Origin of the sequence: Paraburkholderia mimosarum LMG 23256 = NBRC 106338 (assembly GCF_000739815.1) — a bacterium.
Classification (GTDB): Bacteria; Pseudomonadota; Gammaproteobacteria; order Burkholderiales; family Burkholderiaceae; genus Paraburkholderia; species Paraburkholderia mimosarum.
In genome coordinates this window covers 1-24254 of record NZ_BBJJ01000079.1, presented here as the reverse complement: position 1 = coordinate 24254, position 24254 = coordinate 1, and the positions used below count along the sequence as shown (strand labels likewise).

The 24254-nt window shown below is 59.5% G+C and carries 11 protein-coding genes and 7 pseudogenes; 8 read left to right on the top strand and 10 right to left on the bottom strand.

The features are described 5' to 3' along the window. Positions 1-229: pseudogene (locus BMI01S_RS42430) on the bottom strand (IS6 family transposase); the annotation flags it as partial. Between the two features lie 102 nt (positions 230-331). Between BMI01S_RS42430 and BMI01S_RS41250 the strand changes: the two are divergent. From BMI01S_RS41250 to BMI01S_RS31295, 3 genes are all read left to right on the top strand, one after another. After that, entirely contained in the window at positions 332-1414 is a 1083-nt protein-coding gene (locus BMI01S_RS41250) for a hypothetical protein (protein ID WP_154671476.1), read from the top strand. A 284-nt stretch (positions 1415-1698) separates the two neighbouring features. Beyond that, complete coding sequence (locus BMI01S_RS31300) at positions 1699-2067, top strand: hypothetical protein (RefSeq protein WP_244145451.1); 369 nt, start codon at positions 1699-1701, stop codon at positions 2065-2067. 707 nt (positions 2068-2774) lie between these two features. After that, positions 2775-5501 (top strand): hypothetical protein, encoded by a 2727-nt coding sequence (locus BMI01S_RS31295; protein ID WP_154671475.1) that lies wholly within the window; start codon positions 2775-2777, stop codon positions 5499-5501. 343 nt (positions 5502-5844) lie between these two features. Here BMI01S_RS31295 and BMI01S_RS38340 read toward each other — a convergent pair whose 3' ends face one another. From BMI01S_RS38340 to BMI01S_RS43330, 4 genes and pseudogenes are all read right to left on the bottom strand, one after another. Next, the gene (locus BMI01S_RS38340) at positions 5845-6762 is read right to left on the bottom strand and encodes a hypothetical protein (protein WP_051381601.1); all 918 of its coding nucleotides are present in this window, start codon (positions 6760-6762) and stop codon (positions 5845-5847) included. Between the two features lie 155 nt (positions 6763-6917). Then, positions 6918-7226: an Hsp20/alpha crystallin family protein gene (locus BMI01S_RS42135; protein WP_161635568.1), complete on the bottom strand. Its 309-nt coding sequence runs from the start codon at positions 7224-7226 to the stop codon at positions 6918-6920. A 1075-nt stretch (positions 7227-8301) separates the two neighbouring features. After that, positions 8302-8932: pseudogene (locus tag BMI01S_RS39580) on the bottom strand (IS5 family transposase); the annotation flags it as partial. A gap of 78 nt (positions 8933-9010) precedes the next feature. Then, a pseudogene (locus BMI01S_RS43330) lies at positions 9011-10095 on the bottom strand (ISAs1 family transposase). A gap of 335 nt (positions 10096-10430) precedes the next feature. On the opposite strand from BMI01S_RS43330, the pseudogene BMI01S_RS31275 reads away from it, so the two are divergent. Next, positions 10431-11757 (top strand): annotated as a pseudogene (locus tag BMI01S_RS31275) (IS110 family RNA-guided transposase). A gap of 232 nt (positions 11758-11989) precedes the next feature. On the opposite strand, the pseudogene BMI01S_RS31270 reads toward BMI01S_RS31275, so the two are convergent. Then, positions 11990-13044 (bottom strand): annotated as a pseudogene (locus BMI01S_RS31270) (extracellular catalytic domain type 2 short-chain-length polyhydroxyalkanoate depolymerase). A gap of 229 nt (positions 13045-13273) precedes the next feature. Between BMI01S_RS31270 and BMI01S_RS39575 the strand changes: the two are divergent. After that, a pseudogene (locus BMI01S_RS39575) lies at positions 13274-13420 on the top strand (IS6 family transposase); the annotation flags it as partial. A gap of 1216 nt (positions 13421-14636) precedes the next feature. On the opposite strand, the gene BMI01S_RS31265 reads toward BMI01S_RS39575, so the two are convergent. The 4 genes and pseudogenes from BMI01S_RS31265 to BMI01S_RS31250 form a co-directional block, all read right to left on the bottom strand. Further along, complete coding sequence (locus BMI01S_RS31265; RefSeq protein ID WP_028232700.1) at positions 14637-15842, bottom strand: hypothetical protein; 1206 nt, start codon at positions 15840-15842, stop codon at positions 14637-14639. Positions 15843-15879: 37 nt separating this feature from the next. After that, on the bottom strand, positions 15880-17079 hold the full coding sequence (locus BMI01S_RS31260) for a hypothetical protein (RefSeq protein ID WP_028232701.1): 1200 nt from the start codon (positions 17077-17079) through the stop codon (positions 15880-15882). A gap of 22 nt (positions 17080-17101) precedes the next feature. Next, positions 17102-17815, bottom strand: coding sequence for a YecA/YgfB family protein (locus BMI01S_RS31255; protein ID WP_028232702.1), 714 nt, complete (start codon positions 17813-17815; stop codon positions 17102-17104). 94 nt (positions 17816-17909) lie between these two features. Further along, positions 17910-20934, bottom strand: a pseudogene (locus BMI01S_RS31250) (Tn3 family transposase). 99 nt (positions 20935-21033) lie between these two features. Here BMI01S_RS31250 and BMI01S_RS31245 point away from each other — a divergent pair. The 3 genes from BMI01S_RS31245 (at position 21034) to BMI01S_RS31235 (ending at position 23902) form a co-directional block, all read left to right on the top strand. Next, entirely contained in the window at positions 21034-22740 is a 1707-nt protein-coding gene (locus BMI01S_RS31245) for a phage integrase family protein (protein ID WP_028232703.1), read from the top strand. A gap of 176 nt (positions 22741-22916) precedes the next feature. Next, a complete protein-coding gene (locus BMI01S_RS31240) occupies positions 22917-23423 on the top strand; it encodes an antitoxin Xre/MbcA/ParS toxin-binding domain-containing protein (RefSeq protein ID WP_081901417.1) in 507 nt (168 codons plus the stop codon). Continuing rightward, a complete protein-coding gene (locus BMI01S_RS31235; protein ID WP_028232705.1) occupies positions 23420-23902 on the top strand; it encodes an RES family NAD+ phosphorylase in 483 nt (160 codons plus the stop codon). The genes BMI01S_RS31240 and BMI01S_RS31235 overlap by 4 nt, the downstream gene beginning before the upstream one ends. The last annotated feature ends 352 nt before the right edge of the window (positions 23903-24254 follow it).

The following is a 24254-nucleotide window of genomic DNA, read 5'->3' as shown; positions in this document are numbered from 1 at the left end:
TCCGTTTGCGTCGTCGAAACACCTTCTCCAGGACCGGCAGCAGTTTGAGTGCCCAACGATGAACGGTCGAATGATCGACCGCAATCCCGCGCTCGGCCATCATCTGTTCAAGATGGCGCAGGCTCAGCGGATAAGCCACGTACCACCGAACGCACAGCAACATCACGTCCAGCGGGTAATGCAAGCGTTTGAGTACTTTTCCCACACCCGGACTCAGCTTCTCGGTCATCGATCACGTCACGCATTAAAGCCCGTCAGCATAGCAGACCGCCTTATTGCGACAGATCCCGATCTGATGTTGTTGGACGAACTTACATCGACGCACCGAAGCTTGGGTGAACAGCTGGGCTCACTCGGCACCAAGTTCCGCGACGGACTGACCCAAGGTAGTCCGGCGAACCAAACTCGCGCTGCCAGTGAGCTGAATGGGCTGCCGCTGTTGCAGTCCGGCGACTTGCAGTATTTTCGCATTCCCGAAGAACTGCCTACATACAAGAAATCGACGGCACAATGGCCCCGCTCGCGGGACACCTACCGATCACCTCTGCTGATCGTCAAAGAAATGTTATTGGCGGAGCGAGCCATGGTCGCGGTGGCCCATCGCGATCTTGTCTTTACAGACTCGTTCTTTGCCGTGTCTCTGCCTGCCGCCCACGAGCAAACGGCGCACTTACTGGCGGCAGTCTTGAGTTCGGCGCTAGCGTCGTGGTTCTTTGGTTTGACGGCAGCAGAATTTGGTATCTATAAGCGAAAGCTGTTGATGCGCGACGTTGGGTGTCTGCCAGTTCCTGATTTCGGTTCCGTTGCGAAGACGCAAGCTGGAAAGAGCTTGGTGCAGTTGGGGAAGACGCTGCGCAAGCGCGACATTACCGCCCAGGATTGGATTACCCTCGACGAAGCGGTATTCGATCTGTATGCACTGGGCGAAACGGATAGAGTCCTCGTTCGGGACGGCCTTCAGCGTGCCGGATGGCAATGGGAGGCTGGCCGGGAATCTTCTATGGTGAATGCGGACACACGGCTCGAGGTGGCGCGGTACGCCAAGACCTTCCTCACGGTTATGGCGGGTTGGCTGTCAGTTCGAAACAAGCGACATATGCGCGCCGAACTGATCGACGTGCCAAACGCTTCGGCCTTACGTGTTGTGCGCTTTGTGCTCGAGGATGGGCCCGGAGATGCCGACGTGAGCGTGGTGACACCACGCGGCGATCTGAGCGACGTGCTGACAAGGATCGGCAGAAGCCTGAAGGTCAAGATCGCGACAGCACTGACGGGACAGCGGGAATTGAGAGTACATGGGCGCAACGAAGTTGTGATCATCAAACCAGCTGCGCGACGTTACTGGATGGGCGCTGCGGCGCTGGAAGATGCCGATGCGGTAATTGCGGAGAGTTTTACCGGGGGCCGCGCTTGAGGATTCCGTATGAGACGCCTCCTGCCTTGGGTAGGGAGTTCATCGAACTTGCGCCCGAGGTCGTGGCAGTCATTCTGTTGACGGTCGCTGCCGGTTGGCAGCGGGCGAGCGTCGCAGGGGACGTAAACGCCAATGCGGGTGAGGTGCTCATGACGGAGCGTCTACGCGATGGGATGCGAACAGCGCAGAAAAGCTCTCCTTTGAAGTTGATCATACTACCCGGTACAGAGTCGCGATCCAAACCAAATGTAGTGCTTCCGGATGGTCGGACCGATATTCCGCTGATGTTGATCGAAATCTTCCTGCGCACGCAGGAACATGATCCGCATGCGATCATCGAATGCAAACGCATTGCCGGGTCTGATACGCATCTGTGCCGCGAGTACGTCGTCGAAGGCATGGATCGATTCATTCAGGAAAAGTACGGGGAAAATCACGCCGTAGGTTTCATGGTGGGGTACGTTTTAGCCGGCTCCGGCTCGGAATCCGCCGATGGCATTAACGCATATTTGAAGCGTGTTTCGCGTAACAGGGACCGTCTCGGCGCAAGCGACAGCGGCGGCGGCCCCAGCAGTTGGGAGAGCCGGCACGCTCGCTCCACACGGGCGAACCCAATCGCTCTGCACCATGCATTCCTTGGTTTTTCCGGTTAAACAGGCGTAACGTACCAAGACCGGCGTTAGTCGTGACTGTTTTGCGCAGTCATTCGTCAACACCTGGCCGCCATCGTATAAAGCCACCGCCGACTTTCTGCGCAGCGCCACGGTCACCTGTCGGCCAATCGGCCCGCTTCGGCCTCCGCTCGGATACTGGTCCTCATCGACCACTTCAAATTCGCTGACGGCGCGCCCGTAGTTCTGGCATACGGCGCGTGCCAAGCGCATTGGACCGTAGCCGGCCACGAGCCGCCGGTCGAGGTCGCCATCCAATTTGAATAGCCAAGGTCACGTCCGCCCCCGCTCAATGGCCGGTTTCTGGCGAGTAAATTGCCGGTGGCACTGCCTCAACCCGCGCCAAAAGCGGACGTGCCTCAGGCTTTCGGCGCCTTCACAGACCGTGCTATGTCGGAAAGACGCATTTGCGCGAGACGTCGGAGTAACGCGTCTTCTGCCGAACTCAGTGCATCGTCGAGGAATCGGTTGACTGTGGACTCCACCGGACAGGCTGGGTTGTCATGCGCTATACCGATCGCGAATGCGCTCCTATGCGCTATACCGGCATATATGTCGCGCACGGTGAGATCGGCCAGTTCACGAGAGAGATCCGTATAATAATTGCAAGATATAGGCGCTGACAGTTGCAGCAATTGAGACCAGCCGACGCCTGACGATATCGCCACGTATGCTAATGGAGGTGTCACATGTCGTCCTTGAAGCCCTACCATCGTCGGACGCACCCCACGAAACAGGAGTTGTCTTTATCCACAGTTCTGGCATTTGAGCCCAGCCAACGCCATATTGACCTAAGCCACGCACACTTGCCGCCTTATCCAGGAAGTCTACGTGCCATTTTCGAGTCTCTCGGTTTAAATCGCGTGAGTGAAATGGCCCAGAGTATAGGGTTTCATTGGCCACCGCCACCTACAATCTCTCTCCGTGATTTGATCGACTACCGCCGATTAGCGAATTTCTTTTTCGATCGTCGCGCCGCCGCGGCGGTTCTTTGCAGTGTGGGTTACGCGGGGGCAGTTCGAATTCAGCCCAACGCCATCTACCGCGAATGGCAAAAGGACACCGCAGGATTCCACACGCTGGACCCAGACGCTCTTCTAGAAAAATTCGAGTACTGGGACCAGGGGTATTTCGCCCCGACAATTGCTGTTCTCGCAGATAAGTGTCTCGCCGCCATGGCATTCGCCGACTATTTCTCAGACGATCAGTTACCCGAGAATCTGCAGTTGCAGGTACAGTCGCTGCGACCAAAGGTATCCCGAGCCATCATGGAAGCTTCCCCCGGATGGTGCGGAACGTATGGCCCCGACCCTGGCGACCAAGGCCAACTGCATTTTGAGGGCAATTACGAGTTTAACCAAAACTTCATGCTGCCCGTCGTTTACAACTACTACGATGAGCTTACGCCAGAGGCCCAAGAAAAACTGATTACCGAGTTGCTGGCCTGGGGACGAATTCAAAGAGTCAATGTGAACGATACTTTTACCAGCGGCGGGGCGCCAAACGACTGGAGTAGGGCAGGTTATGCGAGTTTCGTGGGAAACGTGCACGACATACCTGAAACAGAGAATCACGTCTTGGGGATTGGGACCGCTCGGTATCTCACGAACCAACTCCTATATCAGAGGCGCCAAGATCCGAACTACGACAACCGCAGAAATGGCTGCATGCAACAGCTTCTTTACTTGATGCGTAATTATCTGAGCGACGACTTTGCAGAATATAACGCCAAGAATTATCAGGAAGAAACCAGGCACCCGCTTCTTAATCTTTGCAGCTATGCCTACGACTCAGAGATTCGTCTGGGTGCGCGCATGGTTCTCGATTATGTTTCGGCCCATATTGCGATCTCAAGCAACGATCTTCGCCGTATGGTTCCGTTTCGCCGGAGGAGCGTAGATCTTAATGTAACTCAGATTGATGGCAAATCTGGCTTCATGGATGTCAGTCTTCTCGACTCCCATGGCGCCGATCCTATGTCGGCACATTTTGCGCTTCTTGCAGGAAACACCAGAGCCTATCAGAACCGCGATGCACGCATTTGGCAGGACGGCAAGCCGAACCGTATTTGGGATTGGGCTATTACCGCTAACTTTTCTGACGAACTTACGTTAGAGGCGGTTAGCGACTATCGCCTTCCTCCCTCCATTCATGATCTGTTTGTAAATGATTTGCACCGGCGTTTTTTCCAGAGACTCCACAGACGTCCCATGAAGAAGGAACCGGGGGGGCAACGTAATTGTGACAATATGGAAATTTATTCCGGTTCTCCAAGTTACCTGATTACGGCGGGGGGCCGCCCGGCTGATTACGTCATTGAGGGCTTTTATGGTGGCGTGGCTGGATTGCAAGCTGGCGGGGGTTATGACGATCAAAATCTGGGAGTAGCTGTGCCAACTTCGCTCATGACAGCCGGTGCCAGCGCTGGTGTTGATGTAAACCCAAACGAAGCTGCACAGCTGATTCAGCTGTCTCAATTCTCAAATAAATACGCACTTGAGCAGTACTCCGACGCGGATGGCAAGCGTTACCTTTTCTATGGAACAGAGAACTATGGCGTGGCGCCTGATTTCGCGTGCGGACTCCACTTTCACATACCAACATGGGTCCGCCCCGACGGGGTAGGCCAGGACGAGGTATGGCGGGACAAAGACGGCGTATTCTTTGTCGAACAGGGACTTCAAGATGGCAATGGTCCTGGTTTTTATCTCGCGATTATTAAGCAGGGCCCGTTCGTTCTTTTTGAAGTATTTGATATATGGCTTTATCCACACGTATCCTATGAGCAGTTTAAATCTCACGTGTGGACCGACAACTCACACATTGAGCTCATGAGCGGCCAACAGACTATATATACCACGTATTTTGGCAATCAAATTCACTTTGTAATCTGGGACCACGGTGACTTTGATGCAGCGGCGCGCGTTGGCGCGGAAGGCGCCCAGCCGATTGCAGGTTGGGTCGGCTCAAAAATACTTTATATTGAATATGGCGCGGGTGATCCTGTCGACACGCTGGCTGGGGCCGGCAATGATCAATCTCAATTTCTTAGTGGCACTATTCTCAATAGTGCGGGGGATGGGCTGGTAGAGATTCGCAACCCTTTCCTAGGCACGACAATCACACTCGACTGGAGGGATTTGGCGCACCCGGTGCGGATTTCAGAAACGGGAGAGGTCGAAGAGGCCGGTCACAATAATGAGGTCTGGGTGGATCCAGATTCGAACGGCCCGTTTTTCGAGGGAGATTTCTTTCATCCTTTCAGAACTATTGCGGATGCCGTAAACGTGGTGGCGGACGGCGGTGTGGTCAAGATTGTGCCTGGAAGGACTGGCGACAGACGGATTAGCCATGGCGGTAAGCGAGTGCGGCTGGTGGCCCCGATTGGGAACGTGAATATTGGCGGCGCCCGATAGGGTCTACGAGTCGGGTGCGAAGAACCTGGATTAGGCGTCGTATGCACCGCGTCACGCGTTCCGCGACGTTTTCCGGACGACTTCAAGTGTAGGTCGCGACCGCTTTTTGAGCTTCGGCCACCGACCGGCAAAGGTCTAGTTCCGTCGCGCGACGGCTAGGCCCAACGCGCGCCGGGCGGCGTTGTTTGACCCCGGCTCGAACACCTAAAATTTGTAAGAGCGGCATCCCGCGCGCTTTTCGGCGGGGCGGTTGGTGCGGCTTGGCCTGCCGGCCGCGCGGCAGCAGAACGACGCCCCGGCCTGCCCGACGGCTACGCCGTGCGAACGCTTGCTCTGGCAGAACTCATTGCAGTGCAACCAAGATCGGGATCAGCCCACGCCCTTCGTCGAGCTTCCCCAACGCCTTGCCGAGAACGGCACCGAAAGCCCGGTTCGGGTCGTCCGCCCGCATCGCGTAGCCAGGCGTCTCCGACGTGGTCAGCAGGTCTCCGACGCCTATCGGCGCCGCTGTCGCGTCCGCCTTGCAGAAAACTTTCCCGACAAGGGCGATTGGTGCGCGCCCCTCTGTCGCCGCCTGGCGATCAAGGATAATTCCCGGCCGATGGTCGCCGGCCCCAGAGATGACGCCTACGACCTTCTTGTCGTACGCCTGCTTGCACTCGGTCAGGTCGCCCCCCTCGTCGATTACGAGGACGGTTCCGGGCTCCAGCTTGGCGTCAGCGACATTAAAATGCTCGGCGCAGTCAGCCCCAAGAAGGAGAATATCGCCGCCAACACGAATTTCGCCCGTAACGCCCAGGTCGGCGCCTTGGAGATTGCCCGAAACGGTCAAATTGCCGCCGCCGATCGAGCAGCTGCTACCGGCGGGGTCGGTTAAAGTCATGTTTCCACGAGAGTCAATTACAACGCTGCTTGGAAATTGCGGGTCGGAATTGACAAGATTTACCCCATTCGAATTGATCGTAACCGACGACTCGCTTGCATCGGAAGCAATAACGGCCTTCGAATCGACCCTAATCGAAGATCCTCCCGCATCGAAAGCAACAATGACGCCATCTCCAGTCAAACTCAAGCTTGGCGTCCCAACATCTACGCCGGTCGCCTCCCCGAAGAGAAGGAGCGAGCCTGCCCGGATGGACCCGGCCGGACTGCCGAGCGGCCAACCGGAACCCGGCCCAATGATTACGCTGGGTGTATTGACCTGATTGGTGATCATCATTGCCTGACCGGTGATCACCACTGGCTCGTTGAAAATAGTCACATTCACATCCTTGGCAAGAGGTTAGCCGCGAACGCATTTGTGTTCGGCATTGTTCCAGCTGCGCAAAAACTCCGACGCGAGCTATTGTGACATGGCCGGGTCGCCAGTCCATTACAAATGGCAGGAGCCCCGTTTCTCGTCCTACGCCCCAAGCGCTACCCGTCGTCAGATTTTCGATGCGCCTTTGCTCTTATGCTCGCACCACAATCTACTTCGTTGGAAATCTTCACTTTGTGCTTTCTTAGCCCTCGGGTCTTTGGAAGAATAACTTCCAACATTCCTTCAACATAATCGGCCGCCGCCTGCTCTGGCTCGACTGATTCCGGCAAAGTCAGAGATCCCCAGTAGGAGCCGGGACGATCGCGCTTGAGGCGCTCGCTGAGCCCAGCGTGGACCGTCAACTCGGTGGCGTTGAGTTCTAAATCTATCTTATGCGGATCGGCACCGGGAATTTCGATCGCCAACGAGAGCTCGTCACCTAGGTCTCGCAGGGAGTAAAGCGGCGCCAGATTATCCGTGGCAGGCGAGGTCGTGTTGCCGTCAGTTGGGAAAGGGGCCATCGCGGAACGGGATGGGCCGATCCGCTGGGCATTTGGATGCCCCGACATGGGCGGCAAAGAGGGCATAGCAAAGGATGGCGCGGCGATGCCCTGATCGGGCACAGCGCCTGGGCGAGGCGGTGAGGTTGGTGGCTGAGGGCCGAAAGGAAACGCTGTTGCCGCCTTGGGTTGAGGAGGCATATCGCCTGGGCGCGTAGGACGGCTCATTACACTTTCCTCTGTATCCTTTGGTGGAAAATAAACGGTAGCAGCCCACCTGTCAAGCATAACGAATTATTTTTTATCCTCCATGGGGATGACTCCGCTTTAGATATAGGCATCGCCCCCAAGCCAGCCTTAATACGCGGCAGTGATCAAGGTGATACCTAGTGTCAATGGGGATGATGGCTCGATTGCGGCCCGCGAGTTGCTCGAAGTCGAAGGCGAATGTGTCGCTGGCTGAGGTTTGGTATCGAATGGCTGCCAAGCAGCGGGACGCGACGGCTCAGGTCAATGTGGGTCGGCCCTTTCTTCACAGCGACGGCGTGCCGCAAAAATTATGCGCAGACTATCGAATGGTTCACGATTGCGAAGGCCTGGGCAGCGATACGGCCGACAAGAACTGGGAAGCCACAGAGTGTTTAGCTACCCATTCCAGATCGCCGAAGTACAGGCACGAGCCCATCAATAGATTACGGAGTACCTTCCGGCCAATTGGGAAGATCGGGCATTGGTGGCCGCGCCAGGAGCACCAGTGGGAGAAATCCAGCGTGTCCGCTTTCGATGAAATTTCACGCTCGACCTTACCGTCCGGAACTGGCCGATTGGGTGAGGTCGCCAACGGCCGCTTAGTGGCACTCCAGTTTGCAAAATCTGGATTTGGCTGACTGACCGGTTTGAAGAAAGTTGTCTGACCGGAGTGGGTCGATCAGCGACGCTCACCGCGCACGCCCTGAGCGTTTGGTCAGCGATAAAAAAGCCCGCACCTGATTAAGAGTCGCTAACACAAGTCGTCAACGAAGCGCGAGCAGATAACGGCAGCAGCTAGGGAAAGCAAAGCACTATGAATGTCGAGACGCCGTTCAAAACGAATGCGCAGTTTGCCGAAACCGGCGAACCAGGCATGCGTGCGCTCGACTACCCACCGATGCCGCCCGAGGCGTTCCTTGCTTTCTATACCGCGACGGGCAATGCGGGCCGTGATGCCGCGCTGCTTCAGGTAACGCCGACAGCGGACAAAATCGTAGCCCTTGTCCGCATGCAACTTGCCCGGGCGTTTGCGCGGCTGGCCATTCAGGCCCGAGACTGCCGGAATGGCATCGAGCGTCTACTCCAATGCCATCGAGTCGTGTCGGTTCGCGCCCGTGACCGTGATGGCGAGTGGAATGCCGCGAGCGTCTACAACGATGTGCCGTTTCGACCCGAGCTTTCCTCGGTCTGTCGGGTTGGGGCCGGTTTCCTGGCCCCCGGGGGCTGGACACGCTGGCGGCATCAAGGCTCGCCCGTTCCCAATCAATCTGGTCGTGTTCACGTAGCCGGCGAAGCATCGCGAGATGCAGCTGCTCCCATACGCCTGCAGTCTGCCAGTCCCGTAGTCGTCGCCAGCATGTCATGCCGCTGCCGAAACCCACTCAGTCGGCATGCGCGCCGGTCCGCTGTCTCACCGATATGAGAAATTAGCACGCAACACTGCAGTCACGACAGGGCTGTTAGGTTCTCGTATTCCCACGAGCGCACTTACGCAATCGTTGAAAGTTCATCGCGTGCCGGTGCAGCTCAACGGAGATGTTCTGAACGTTCGCAGCGCGTAGGCAGTTCAATGCGATGGAGCGAAGGCGCGCGCTAACGACGGGCTTGTTTCGGGTCCGGCAAGCATCTTCGTGGAACGTTACGTCGCGCACGTAGTGATTCTGGTTCTCGACGGACCAATGCCCTCGAATGGCACGCTGGAAATCGGGCGCGCTCAACGGTGTTGTGCTGATCCACCACGCCGTCTCGGCGGTGCGTACCCAGCCATCGCGGGTTTTGCGCTCGGATATCCGCTCAATCCTTGCGACCTGGCATACCAGCGCTTGCCATTCGTCTGGCATCCAGTGCGGCGGTACGTCAAAGGTATGCACGGTGCGCGTTTCGATACGTCCGTGGCCCTTGTCATGCTGCACGTCGCATTGCGAAGCGGCGCGATATTGCGGCAGGCTTGTACAGGCTTCGAGCAATGCCGGCTGGTTGCCCTTTACCTGTACTACCGCGTCGGCCTTCTTCTCCAACGCCAACGCTAGCGTTTTTTTGGGCAGTGCAGCGCGCCCAGGGTAAAAACTCGCCCCGACAATCCGAATGACTCGATCAACGCCTGTGCAGCCGGTATTTCGTTGGACTTGTCATCCACTTCGATGTGACCCAGCACGATGAGGCTATCATGATCGAAAGCTGAAACCAATTGCCGGGCTGCAGTGTCTTTCACTCGATCTGCACTTCCCCGCAATGCCTTGCCATCGATAGCAATGAATTGCCTGCCGGGTGGCGGGGACACCTGCCGGTTCGCATGCTCACGAAACGCGCGCTCCAACTCCTGCTCGTCCAGACCCAGCAGAAATTCCCGAATCGCCACCCAGCACGGGGCCTTGCGCCAGCTCGTCCCGAACAGCCGATTCAGGTTCGGCAGTTGCTCCTCGATAAACACCTGCATTTTCCTCAACGACGCGGACGCGGACCCGGACCGGATTGACATCACAATCGCACAAAGCAACGGCTCCAGCGCATAGCGTTTGCCCTGCGCGCGACGAACGTCCCGCAATTCCGAAAATACGCCACCAAACATCATCTACGTTTTGCCCCTCGTTTCGAAGGGGCGACGTTAACACGGCGCAGCAGAAGTTAACAGCAATCCAACCCGGCGGCCGGGTCGGCGTTTGCGGAGAAACGTGGCGATGCAAGGGGTAGGATGGCGGACGGTAGTGCCATGATGACCGACAAGCCAATGGTGCAGCGGTAGTCAGCCCGCTTAACAGCATGGTCCGGGAATCGTTGGCGACACTGGTGAGCGGCGCAAGCCGCATCCCGTTCAGGAGATCGAGTCAATATCGACGCTTCCCACGGCACTGCCGTCCATCCACGATAGTGAGACAAGCCATGGCGATGCGCAAGCGCGAAGACAGCCCTGAGGTGTTTCCGAACGCAGCGGGGATCGATATTGGCGGCTCCAGTCATTGGGTCGCGGTGCCCAGGGCGGCGGCCGACGAGCCCGTGCGTGAGTTCGGCACGATGACCGATGACCTGCACGCGATGGCGGACTGGCTGCTCGCGTGCGGGGTCGACACGGTGGCGCTGGAATCCACGGGCGTTTTCTGGATCCCGGTGTACGAGGTGCTAGAGCAGCGCGGGCTGACGGTCTGGCTGGTCGATGCGCGGCAGATGAAGTATGTGCCCGGGCGCAAAAGCGATGTGCTCGATTGCCAATGGCTGCAGAAGCTCATGAGTCTGGGGCTGCTGCGGGCCGCCTGGCGTCCGGGTGACGAGGTTTGTGTAGTGCGCGCGATTGTCCGCCAACGCGAAGTGTTGCTCGCCGAACAGTCCGACTGGGTACGGCGCATGCAGAAGGCGCTGGTGCAGATGAACATCCAGCTCACCGAGGTTCTCAGCGACATCATGGGCATGACCGGCCAGGCGATCATCCGCGCAATTGTTGCGGGCGAACGCGATCCGAAGGTGCTGGCCAGCCACCGCCATGGTCGCTTCAAGGCCAGTGCAGGCGAGATCCAACGGGCGTTGACCGGCAACTGGCGCGAGGAGCACCTGTTCGTGCTCAGGCAGGCGCTGGCCATGTACGACGACATCGCCCGCCATCTGGGCGAATGTGACGCACACCTACAGGCGTTACTCGATAAGCGCATCCGGCATCAGGTTGACCTGGGCCGCCCGCCCCGATCGGACAAGCAACGGCTCGAATTCGACGTACGCCAGCGCCTGGCGAACTGGGCAGGCGTTGATCTGACGCGCATCGACGGTCTGGGCGTGGGCACAGTGACGACCCTGCTCTCCGAGATCGGCCCTGACCTGAGCCACTTCGCCAACGTGAAGCACTTCTGTTCGTGGTTGGGACTTTGCCCCGGCACGAAGATCAGTGGTGGCAAGGTACTGTCTGCACGTGTAAAGCGCTCAGCCAACCGCGCCCGACAGGCATTGAAGATGGCGGCAATGACGCTCTCGCGTAGCGATTCGGCGCTTGGCGCGTTCTACCGCCGGCTGTGCGCGCGCATGGACAAACCGCGCGCCAACACGGCGGTGGCCCACAAGCTCGCCCGCATGGTGTACTTCATGCTCACGCGCGGCGAAGACTTCGTCGACCAAGGGACAGCAACGCTATGAGGAGCAGCAGCGCCAACGCGGCATCGGAGCACTCAAGCGCCGTGCCAATGCACTGGGTTTCCGCCTCGCGCCCCAAACAACAACTTCTTAACCCCAAACCAAAAGTGATTTGTTTCTCAGGAGCCCTGGCAGTCACGAGCACCGGTGCACTACCTGACGAACCTGCAAAATCTCTGTCAGACGTCTGACGGCTGGGTGGCTCTTATCCATGTTGAGTTCCCGCATTGCATGAACGGCGCTGATTCTGGCGGCCGGCCGACTGCGGCACGCCGCATCGCCCCGCATGTGCCTCGGCAGCGGCGCATGCGGGGGCAACCGCCCCGTCAGGGCTTCGACGTGAGTCGGTTGATCATCGCGCTCACGGCGAGCATCTGCGCGCCGGACTTCTGCGCGTAGTTCTGGCCGGTGTAGCCGAACCAGTCCCAGCAGCCCTGGGGGTTGTTAGGGATGGTGGACGCGTTGACCTGCGGATACAGCACTACGATGTTGTTCGCATCGGCCCAGCTGTTATAGCTGGTCTTCTGATAGAAATCGTTCCCGACGACGCTCCCGATTGCTTGCAGCCATGGAACGCTACGTGAATGCGGCACGCGGCGCCCTTCGCGCAAGCCTGCGGGACATACGCATAGGCTTCGCCCGCCATTCCGGTCGCGGCACTGGCGAATTCGCGCTGATTGAACGTGATGATGTTGCCGCCGAGCGGATTTGCCGGTGGATTCAGCGGACCGTAGATGAATTTTAGCAACTCGCCCGGCTGATCGTAGCTGTATTTCGCGATCGTGCAATGACTGATGTAGGGCGACGCATTGGCCGGGCAATCGTTGCCAAACGACGGCGTAATGAGTGCATGGCCGGCCGGCACCATATTCACGTACGACAGGTTGCCGTCGGGCACACCGGCTTCCTTGAAGAATGACACCGTCGCGTCGACGGCTCGCTGATACACGATCGTATCCTTGGTGCCGCTGAACACGTAGATCATCCGGTCGTGCTGCAGGCCGTCCAGTGGGTCAATCTGGCCCCGCGCGGCGAAGCCCTGCGCCGCCCTCACCATCAATTCTGGCTTCAGCGGCCGGGACGGCGCTTGGCCCATGCAGATGGCGGCATTGGTCAGCTTGCCAGCGGCGCAGTAATACGGGCCACCGGCAACGATGCCAGCTCCGACGACAGAGCCGGAGTAGGCGACCTGATACTGAACGGCCATGAATGCACCGGACGAAAGGCCCGATACTGAAGTATGGGCGGGATCGGCCCCAAGCGCTGGAAGCGGTTCGACAGCCGAGGCACGAGAACACAACCCGATGCTGATGACGGCAGCAGCTAGGGTACGAGTGATTTTCACGGCAAGACTCCTGTTTCGTCGAGGGTTCGAATGCACGAAGCGTCTTTGGTGAGCGTGGTCGAATGCCGGCGTGCAGCGCTCTGGTTGTTGCAGGAAAGACGAATTGCGTGACCTTGATTCGGAATGTCGAACAGCCGGAGGGCAGCTTTTCCGACCAAAGATTATGTGATCGCCCCCGTGACGGTTTCGAGACGGCACGCTGTGCGGTTCTGTCGCGCCAAGGCACTGAGCTAAAATTGTTGCTCGACCACGCATGACACACGAAATGGGCAAAACGAGCGAGACACCACGTACGACGCTGCCGTCAGGGATCGCCACGGTTCTCAAGCGACTGCACCATCCGTTGGACATAATCCTGCTGTGTATTCGCTGGTATGTGGCATATTCGTTGAGCTTGCGTAACCTCGAAGAATGAAATGAACGCGTCCGTGCGCCGGTCAAAACCGGCAAGGTGTTGTGAATGAAAGAGTCATACGTTGAAGGTCTAGCCAACCACGACGGCCTCGAGTCATGCGTGTGCGTCCGTAAGGGCGTAGGCGAAGCGTTGGCAGAGGTACGCATGGGCCAGGTATCGAGCTGCGAAATCCATTCCCCGTGCCGAAAGGCGCGGGCTGATCGGGGTGCCGAGGCACTGGACGCTTGCCGAAAGCCACACCGGGATTGCCGTATTGGCAAGGCAATCCCGGACCCCGCGCAGTCGGAGACCCTGAGCACGTGCGGAAACACCTTGCATGGGAACCGGGAGGTCCCGCGCCCTACTGTGTCGCGCTGGGAAGCGTTGAACGCAGTGTGCATCGTGAAGCCTGAGGGCGTACGACGATGAGCCACGGGCGTGGGAAGTCGGACTGCTGCGTAGTGTGCGCTGAGCAGCGCATTGTTCAGGAGGGTTCAAGTCCCTCTGGCGCCCGGATGAGGGGCGCCATATCCGAAAGCGGGGGTAACGCTTCGCTGGCCGGAGAGAGGTGGAAGGTATGGAGATGCCTACACGGGCACGAAGGCGAAAGCCGGATACGGCCAAGGCAGACCTGAAGCCACCAGCTCGTGGTACTCCGGAGGGCAGGGTGTCCACCGTGAGGTGGAATCCGAAGGGCATGAGGAGAAGTACCGGGCCGTAATCGAGGGGGCCACCCCATGATGAACCGGTCGGCCAAAGGTGGGGCAAGGTCGAGCCCGCACTATGGGGGCGAAGGCGTTCTCATTCACCCACCGCACCAAGGTGTTTGCGGACGGCACGGTACGGAAGAACAGTGCGTGACCTCAGGAGAACTCGTCCGGTTCCCGGGTGGCACCGGGATAAGTAACCCTATAAGCGAAGCGAAGTGGGAAGCGATGCCGGGCGAGTAGTCGGACAACCGAGTAGTACCTGAAGCATGGTGAAAGCCATGTGACCGCGCGAGCGGCGGCGGAGTGAGCCGGGGAAGGAGGTTGGCAGAGATGGTCGGAAACGACAAGAACGTGAGATGAGTAAAGACGATGACGAGGACAAGTTCCATAAGGGGGTTGTAAGCCGGAACCGGAGATTTTTTGGAAATCTTTCGAATTCAACGGGTTAGCGCCTGCGGTCGCACAAGACAGTCATGCCCCCTTTCGTCAGCACCAAGTGATCGATTCAGGGAAGGCATTAGCCTTCAGGTATTCCGCAACACCTTGCTTACGAAGTCGGACTGAGGCGTGATCGCGGAGGTCAATCGTCGGATCTGTTCGCGGATCGATTCGAGATCGACGCCAGCGTTTGCAGCTGCCAGAGTTGTTGCCTTGCTTGCGTCGAGAACATCAATCCCGGTGATCTCGTACCCGTAGCCCTGCGAGAGCCAGCGCAGGGCCGCTAATCCCGCGGCCATGGCAAATGCGGGCTGCTTCCCGGCAAAGTCCCGTGCAGCGCGAGTGAGCGTGCGTGGATCGGCCGGACTGGTGTTCACCAACTCGATCGCCAGATCGAACAAGCCCGCATCCTTTGCGGCAGCAAACCACTTGCCGGGTGCTTCGGGCGAGGCCGCAATCAAGTCGCGCAGGATCGTTTCGGGTGCCTTGCGTGGGTATTTTTTCACGATCGCCCGGAAAGTCGCCAGGTAAGTTGAACCCTGGTTGGCCTGGTGCGCATAACGCTTGTAAGCCTCGTCGGCAAGCCCCGATGAAAGCAGAATTTCCTCACAGGCTTCGGCGATCAATCCCTCCGGATTGTTACGGCCACGCGTAGCTTCTGCATACGCGATGGCTTCGGCTTTCATGCCCATCGCAACTAGCGCCTTGACTCCCCAGCGCCGGTAGTGCCACCAGACATGAGGCGCGCGATCGACCAGTGCGACCAACTGGGCATGCCGCCCGGCCGCGTACAGCGAAGCAAGGCAGATTGGCGTCCCTGCGAAGTATCCACCTGCGGGCTCGCTCCAGACATGCTCCACGAGTTCGAGGAACATGTCGGCCCATGTGCTGGCAATTTCCGGAGTCACACAAAGTGTGTCCCATTTGTCCCCCAGAGTCTCGATATAGGACATGCCGTCGTCCTGGATCGCTTGCCACAAACGCTCCAGCCAGCGTTGACGCGTGGTCGCGTCAACCTGTGCGGTGGCGATGACCGACGCCAGATTCTCAATCGCCCGGTGTACCGCGCTACCGATCGCGCCCGAAGAGCTGTCAACATGTTCCAGCGCGGGCGAGACCTTCTCCAGGAACCTGACGGCACCATCAGCCGCGAGCGCCGTGTCGGTGCGTGCGACCTGCCTTATTTCTGCAACCGCCTCCTTGATGCGCTGGAGGGGCACGTCCGATCGCCAGCCAAAAGCATGGCGACGGAAGCGTTGGGCAAATTGCCATTTGTGCACGCCTGGTTTCATTTCCGATCGCCCTGCGAAGTCCGGTTACCCTTGATGCTCATTGCCCTGATTCCCCCAGATAGCCGGCTTTCTTCAACCGGGAAACCCAGGCACCACGTTTGCCATGACTTGCCATCAGTTGTACCAGGCGACGTCGGAACGCACCATCGCGTTTGGCAATCCCATACGCCTCTGCGAGATCCTGCAATTTCTGGAAAGCCTGTTCGTAGGCAGAACCCGAGGCACGCTGTAGCGTCGAGTCGATCAGGGACCACATCCGGTCTTCATCCTGAAGAAGGGATTTGAGGTACCGGACGCGTTCTGCCCGACGTCGCGATTCCGCGGCATCACGTACTTCCTGTTCCCGTTGTTCGCGCATGGCGCGATGCACGTCAACTCGCGATGCCATGTCGGTCACACGTCGACGCTCAGGTGGCGTACTGTGTTTGGGAGCATGTTTTCGCATCCATTTGTGATATTCCTGCCGCAAAGTTCGCTCTGCTTCCTGACTGCGTCCGTGAAGTAATGCGCGCAGCGAGATATGCATCTCGTCGGCTTTCAGGGAGCGTAGCCAAGGATCGAATCGGCCTTCCCCTTCAGATTCGACGGCCAGCGGAGCACTGGTCTCTGCAGCCGCGGCGAGCCAGTCCGGGTCAAGCATCAGAAATTCGGCCAGTGCCGTTTGCGCGGGCGTAAGCGTCTTCAAACCGTCGGGCAGCGGTGGTTCGCGAGCGTCATCGCGCAATTCATCGTTCCCCAGCCGGGCGAGCCATCCCAGATAGAGCGCACGCGTATCGCCCCTGATCAGTTCATCGCGGATGGGTAGCAATCGCGCCATCCATTGTTCTCCCGCGACGTCCTCCGAAAAGCGCTCGTGTTCGCCCGAGTCGTCATTGAACCACCAGTCGAGCAGCCAGTACTTGTCGGTATCGGTTGCGTTGAAGGCATCCGTGAACCGGCCACGCGCCGCCTGCCCTGCACGACCGGTGTAGTCGCGAAGCAGGCCTGCTTCAAACAGCTCGCGTGGCACGCGCAGCAGCAAGCGACAACTGCCCCAGTTAGCGGAATAGACGTGGGCATCGAAATAACGTTGGACCCATTCAACCGGGTTACCCTTGAGGTCCCCCCAGTGATATTCGTTGAGGAAACTCGAGGCGGTGATCGTTGCACGCGTCGACCGGCTTCGCAGTTCCGCCTGCTGCTGGGCAGTGAGCGGTCGATCGACGGCCGCAAATTCGTAGTATTGGTATTCGCTCACGCTGATTTGTTGGCGTTGTTGATCAGTGCAGCGTTGGCGAGTTGGCGCCGCAGCAATGCTTGTACTTGCGGCCGCTGCCACACGGACACGGTTCGTTGCGTCCGATCTTCGGCCCGTCCCGGCGCATCGGGATATGGGCTGGGATGTCCGCAAGCGCCCGCCGGTATGGTTCAAAATACCGGTAGATGTGAGTCAGGCCGGCGATCATCCCCTGCAGCAGTTCCTCGCGCTGCTCCGGTGAAATGGATGGGGGCCGCATCTCCGGGTCCGGGTCGTGTTCATAATGCAGCATCATGATAGGGATGAGTGGCCCGCCGTGCTCATCATCCTCCATGAGGAGGCTCCAGCTTGCCGTACGGATTCCGATGCCGCGCATGAATCCATGCGCCCAGTCATTGCCGGTTGCGACGCCATCCTCGCCTTCGAGAAGTACAGGCAGATACACGTTCGGCTCATCCAGAGCAGAATGCAGTTCCTCTGCGATCGTGTTCCAGTGACGCATAAGCAACTCCAGAATTCCGGTGGCCTGCTCGTCGCTGTCGAACGAAAAGTCCTTTCCCCAGATCTCGGGCAGATATTCGCCCGGCAACACCTGGTCCGGGCCACAGATCAGCGCCGCGAAAAAGCCGTCGAGCGTTTCGATGTTCATTACGGGTGTTCCGATGGCGTCAAGGAACCCGGCAAGCCGGTCGAACTCGTCGTCGGTAAGCGGCTGGTTGGATGTCAGATTGTTCAAGATTGCGGAGTCAGACAGGACAACTTCTGAAATTCCTGCGTTTCGAGCGGGTGGCCTTCGAGCAGGCTGATGCCGATCACAATCCGGCAACAGATTATACGATGTCGAGGCCGCTGGGCATCGCGGCAAGATCGATCGGATTTTCGTTGCGGAAAGCGTAATGTCCAAGGAAATGGATGTGCTGCCAGGCGACGGGCGAGATCTTCTTCAGCATGGCGAGCGCCTTTTCGTTACCTTCGCGCTGGTAGCGCTCGAGCAGTGTCGACAGCAATACCGAATTGAAGGCGGTGACAGTGTTAGCCAGCAGCCGGCCACATTCGTTGCTGATCGCGACGTCAAGGTCGGTTTTGCCGACCAGGTGCTTCTTCCCGCCGACCTGCGCGATGAACGAGCGCAACTGATGGTACGCCTCGATCCGGTTTTGCGAGCGATGGACATCGCGCTGCAACTGCGGATCGCGCATGTAGCGCAGCGTATAGATGCTGCGCACCAGCTTGTCGACCTCGAAGACGGCCTTGCGGGTGCGATGATGTGGCGAAAGCGCGCAAAGCTTGCGCACAAGCGCCTGCTGGCTGATTTCCTTGACACTGAGCGAGGCAATGATCTGCTCGATGATCGATGGATCGTTGCAGATCAGTGCCCGGTCGATCTGCCCGACAGGCTTGATCAGAAAATTCTCGTACTGCGCAATATCATCGCCGCAGTACAGATGCTTCAGTTGCGCCTGCAGGCTCGTGTATCGCGGCGCGAAGACACGTTCGAACCAGTACATGATGGCGAAATTCGCCTTGTTGACACTGTGCATGTCTCCGGTGATGATGGTCGGCACGATGTCGGTGGTGTTGTGGTAGCAGATATCGAAGACGTAGTGACTTTCGTGTTCGTGCGCGCCGATCAGCTCCGTCAGCAGCGCGACGTGATTGGCCAGAAACGTGTAGGCGACAACACCCCTGCCGCCCGAAAAGTACTTGCGCGAGTGCCTCGCCTTGACCGTCGGTGTGGCGGCCTCGAACTTCTGGCCATCAACACTGCTCGAAGAGCACCTCGAGGTCGAACGAATAGTGCTCGAAGATGAGCAGTTGTGCGATGTAGTTGGCGACCCGGTCATTGGCCGCGCGCAGGGTCGCCAGGCGGCAGTACTGCCGGTGCGTTTCGTCCAGCACGTGATACGGGATGTCGCAGGTCTGCGACATGGCGAGATTGCCGAGATTGGTCGCCTGCGCAATGATCACCGCCATCAGGCTTTCCGGGTCGGCGATCTTCTTCGCATAACGGGGCTGCAGGGGCGTCATGGCAGACAGAAAGTCGCAGCGCTCATTCACAAACCGGATGATGTCGGCAATATCGCGCAGAGGCAGCTTCGCATAGAAGCTGTCCTGTCGGGTGGCATCCTTATCGGCTTTGGGTTTGCGCCACGTCAGGGTACCGCGTTGCTCGTCATAGTCGAGGTGCCGGAGTTTTCCTTGTCGCAGTTCACGATCGAAGCGCTTCCAGAGTTCACAAAGCTCGCTGCACAGCGCATCGACGGTGACATCGACAGGCTGGCGCAGCCACGCGAGATCCAGTTCGCCGAGCACGGCGCGTGTACGATCGGCGGCGACCAGATGATCGCTGAAGCGGCGATGCTGGATGCTGTCATTGAGGTGCAGTTCACCGCTGTCGATGCGCCTGCGCAGTTGCCGGTAGACCCAGAATTCATAGCGGTCGCCGCGCAGGCGTGTGGGCTGCCCCGCGTCGTCGAACTCGAACAGGAAAGGCCGAAGCCGTCGCGGGATGGTATCGGGTGGGACTTCTGCGATGGGCCGCTGGGCCAGGCGCTGCCTGCGCGAGAACACGCCGCGCATCCAGTGCAAGGCCGCGATCCATGGATCGTCATCCCGCTCGCTGGAAAACTCGAGTGCCATCGCCTGTGGCCTGAGTCGCCTGCAAACCTGCCCGGCGGCCGCGTCGATGGCGCGCCAGCGAAGTTCCATCTGGCTGACGGGTTTGTCGCTCAGCAATTGGGCGACCTGCTGCAGGGCGGCTTTGGGCAGGATTCTGAAGGCCTGATCCCGTACCGATCCGAACGATGTGGCATCGTCGAGCGCGTCGTCGACGTAGAGCTGCAGAAGCCTGCCGACCTGCGGGGAATCTTTCTGCCGCTGGAGCTGGGCCTCCATGAACGCGTCATCGGCATGGTCCTTTCCGTCATCCTCAAACTTCTTCGTGTGGTGGCGCAGCGCATCAACGAGGTTGTCGTTCAGTTGCCGGTAGCGCTGCCACGCGTAGCACAGCAGATAAAGGAATGCCTGCCCCGGCTGCAGCTGACGCAGATCGTAGACGGTATGGAAGTTGGCCAGGCTCGCGTAATACGCGATATTCTGCTGTGAGATGTCCAGTTGTGGCAGGATCGCGCGGGCGGCGAGGTAGACGGGTTCGAGTGCCGTGCGTTTGTTGCGCTCGCGTCCCATCATGTGAGGTCCGAAATATTTCGCATCCTGCTTGATCGCGGCCAGTTCGGACAGGGACTCGTCGCGCACAAGCAGTCGTCGCAGCACGGATTTGACGTCATCGGTCGTTCCGGCCTCGATCAATGCGGCGAGGCGCTGGCGTTCCTCGCGCAGTGCGGCACTGGTGAGCTTCTGGAAGGTCGTGTATCCCGGCCTCACGATACGCTGCTGGTTTAACCAGATGACGAGTTCGGTAAGCACGAAGGTTGGCGTTACGTCGCGGCGCACCAGTTGTGCGGCGCGCTGCATGAGCGCCGGGCCGTCCTGCTCGGACCAGAGGCGAAAGCCGGACAGCCTGAGGATTTCGCGCCGCTGCGCGTAGTGTTCTGCGGGCCGAACGGACCTTGGTGAAAAAACCTGCCGGGGGAAATAACGTTCACGCAGATATTCAACGTCCTCCGGCGGCAGGTCCGTGAGTGCGAAGAATGCCTGCTTGGCCTTGAAATAGCCGGTCTGCAGCAGGCAGAGGATCTGTTCGTTCAGTCCACGGCGCCGTTGCGCGAGAGCCAGTTCGTCGGCGGTAAAGGCAAAGTACTCCGCCCTCTGGAAATCATCGAACTCCGGCCGGTCGTAGAGGGCCTGCCGTTCGGCCTCGGGCAGCAGGGTGAGATGGTCGTTGTGGGCGCGCATCCAGAGGCGAAGGGAACTGAAAGGGCGCCATTCTAAAGCGTACCAAACCAATAATTGATATTATCGGGCTATCTTCTTAGTTCAACGTAACCTCAACCGATGAAAATGCGTCACACCCGGTGCCCGGCCGCGACTCCTGCGGAACCCGGGTTCCCGGACGCCGATTCGCTGGCCGCGCTGCGCGGCTGGTATGCCGGCCTCAGTTCGCGTGCCGCCGTCCTGCGCTACCTGCCTGGCCACAAGGCGTCCGGCCAGTCCGCGCGTGGCATGCTCGGCCGCATCCGCAGGCAGCTCATCGCATTTGCTGAAAGCCGCCACCGACCGGATCTGGCGGCAGTATTCCAGCACACGCCCGAAAAGCGGCAGGCGCGAGCCAGGGCAGTTGAGCACGCGCTCAGGACGTTGCCCTCGCTGACGGCGCCGCAGCCCCAGATCAGCGATGACATTGGCTGCTGGCTCGTTCCCCGGACAGCGAATGCCCTGCGTGCACACGGCATCCACACGCTCTCGGACCTGACCGTGCGCATCCCGCGACGGCGCGGATGGTGGCGAGCAATCGACGGGCTTGGCGCGACCGGGGCGCGACAGGTCGAAGCCTTCTTCGCTGCGCATCCGCAGCTCACCGAACGCGCCCGCGCGCTCGTCGTCGTCGTCGCACAGCCGGGCGGCATCGTGCCGTGGGAACAGTTGCGCCTGCCGCACGAGGTCGATGGCTCGCAGGGCAGCTTCCGGGCGCCACGTGATGCCTGCACGCTGAACGCGACGAACGACTACGAGGCGGTGCAGGCGTGGCTTGCGCTTCACGAAACAGCGACGACGCAGCGCGCCTATCGCAAGGAGGCCGAGCGGCTGATCCTGTGGGCGATCGTCGAACGCGGGCGGGCGCTGTCGTCACTGACAACCGACGACGCGATCGCATACCGGGCGTTCGTGAGACGTCCGACGCCGCGCGAGCGCTGGGTCGGTCCGCCGCGGCCGCGCGATTCCGTTGAATGGCGCCCCTTTACGGGTGGTCTGTCCGCGCGCTCGGCAGCTTACGCGCTGACGGTACTCTCAGCGCTGTTTCGCTGGCTGATCGAGCAGCGTTACGTGCTCGCCAATCCGTTTTCCGGCGTCAAGGTCCGGGGACACGCCTCGCAGCCAGCGCTGGACACGACGCGTGGCTTTACCGAAGGCGAGTGGTTGCTGATACGCGCGATTGCCGACGGCCTCGAATGGTCTTACGGCTGGTCAGAGCCGGCGGCGCAGCGGCTGCGTTTCCTGCTCGACTTCGGTTACGCGACGGGGCTGCGCGCGAGCGAACTGGTCGGCGCCGAGCTCAGCGCCATCCGCGTCGACGGGCACGGCGATCACTGGCTGCATCTGGTCGGCAAGGGCAGCAAGCCCGGCAAGGTGGCGCTGCCGCCGCTCGCGCGTACTGCGCTCGATCAGTACCTTGCACAGCGCCGTCTGCCCGTCACGCCTGAACGCTGGAACCCGAGGACATCCCTGGTCGCGAGTCTTGGCGAGGACGGCAATACGGGTATCGCGGGTTCGCGTCTTGGGCGCGTCATGCGCCGTTTCTTCGCACAGGCAGCCGACGTGATCGAAGCCGACCATCCGGCTGCTGCCGAGAAATTGCGCCGGGCCAGTCCGCACTGGATGCGCCACAGTCACGCGAGCCACGCGCTCGCCAGCGGGGCCAAACTGACCAGCGTGCGCGACAACCTGCGCCATGCGTCCATCGCGACGACATCAATGTACCTGCACGGCGACGAAATCCAGCGTGCGAGGGATATGGATCAGGCCTTCTCCGCCCGAAAATAGCCCACCCGCTAACCCATTGAATTCGAAGGGCTTCGAAAAATTCTGCGGTTCCGGCTTATAACCCCCAGCACCAGCACCGGCCAGCATAATAAATGATCAAATGGGAGAGTCTTGATTCCCGTTTGAGAGTGCTCTAGAATGGGAGTCATGAAGTTCCCATGTGGGAGGCTCACATCATGTCCCTGAATCAACCGTCCGGCCGTCATGCGGCCGCGCGCCCAGCCGCAGCGCATGCCGGAAAAGCGTTGGCCGGCTCTGGCCGATCCGGCACCCACCCTGACGATATCGAAACCTTCCTCGTCAGGTTCGACCCGCTCGAGCAACGCCGGCAGATCCGTGAAGGCATGGAAGCGACGATCATCGAGCGCGTGGCGAAGGAGCTGCTGCACGTGCCGGTGCAGACGCTGCTTGCGAGTCTCAATCTGCCGAGTTCGACGATCCTGCGCAAGATGGCGCGCGCGGAGCGCCTGTCGCCGGCCGAGTCGGATCGCGTTGCGCGCGTGCTCTATGTTCGTCAGCTTGCTGTCGAGGTGTTTGAGGATCCGGCGCTGGCCGCCGAGTGGATGCAGCGATCGAATGCGGAACTGGGTAGACTCAGCCCGCTCGAGGTGCTCGACTCGCAACCGGGCTACGACCGCGTGCGTGAGATCCTGCTGCGCGTCATTCACGGCGTGTCTGCATGAGGCTTTACCGCCTGGCGAAAGAGCGGCGCGGGTATTACCGTGCCGATGACCTGAGCGGCAATGGTGCGGCGATCGCCGGAGGCCGCTGGAACCCGCGTGGCATGCGGGTGCTTTACACCAGCTGCCACGCGTCAACGGCGCTGCTTGAAGCGCTGGTGCACATGGCGGGCTTGCTACCGGCCGGTGGCTATTTCCTCGTGACGCTTGAGGTACCGGACGCCGTCTACGATGCCGCATTCGCACCTAGCCTGCCGGACGGCTGGGCAGACCTGACGAGCGATCCAGCAGCCACAAGGGCGCTTGGCCGGCAATGGCTTGAAGCGGGCGAGCAACTGGCGATGCGGGTCCCGTCGGTCGTTTGTCCTACCGATTTCAATCTGCTGCTGAACCCGATGCATCCGGAGATGCCAAGCGTAAAGGTGATCAGCACGGAACCCTTTACGCTGGATCCGCGGCTGTTTGGCCAGTCGACGCGATGAGCTCGATGTCGATTGCCGGCGGATGGACCAAGCCCCCGCGATCAATTGTCAGGTTTCGCGATGTGCGTGCCGGTGGTCAAGGCGCTCTCCAGACATCCAACCAATATAAAGCACGATTGCTCTAAGGTTCGATCACTTTAATGATGTTAAATACGCTGACTATCAGCCTTGCAGCGTTGTTGCGACCTGACCGATAACGGTCTATATTCAGTCCTGCTTGATCCCAATGGAGCGCCCCATGCACCTCGCCGATCACGTCAAGCCGATCAGCTACCTCAAAAGCGAGGCCGCCCGGATCGTCAAGGACCTCACCGACTCGGGGGGAGCCGCTCATCATTACGCAGAATGGTGG

What these genes read in the sequence shown, in the direction of transcription:
- BMI01S_RS31300 (WP_244145451.1), top strand. Translation starts at nt 1,699, where the DNA reads ATGTTGATCGAAATCTTCCTGCGCACGCAGGAACATGATCCGCATGCG.
- BMI01S_RS31295 (WP_154671475.1), top strand. Translation starts at nt 2,775, where the DNA reads ATGTCGTCCTTGAAGCCCTACCATCGTCGGACGCACCCCACGAAACAG.
- BMI01S_RS31265 (WP_028232700.1), bottom strand. Translation starts at nt 15,842, where the DNA reads ATGAAACCAGGCGTGCACAAATGGCAATTTGCCCAACGCTTCCGTCGC.
- BMI01S_RS31245 (WP_028232703.1), top strand. Translation starts at nt 21,034, where the DNA reads ATGAAAATGCGTCACACCCGGTGCCCGGCCGCGACTCCTGCGGAACCC.
- BMI01S_RS31240 (WP_081901417.1), top strand. Translation starts at nt 22,917, where the DNA reads ATGTCCCTGAATCAACCGTCCGGCCGTCATGCGGCCGCGCGCCCAGCC.
- BMI01S_RS31235 (WP_028232705.1), top strand. Translation starts at nt 23,420, where the DNA reads ATGAGGCTTTACCGCCTGGCGAAAGAGCGGCGCGGGTATTACCGTGCC.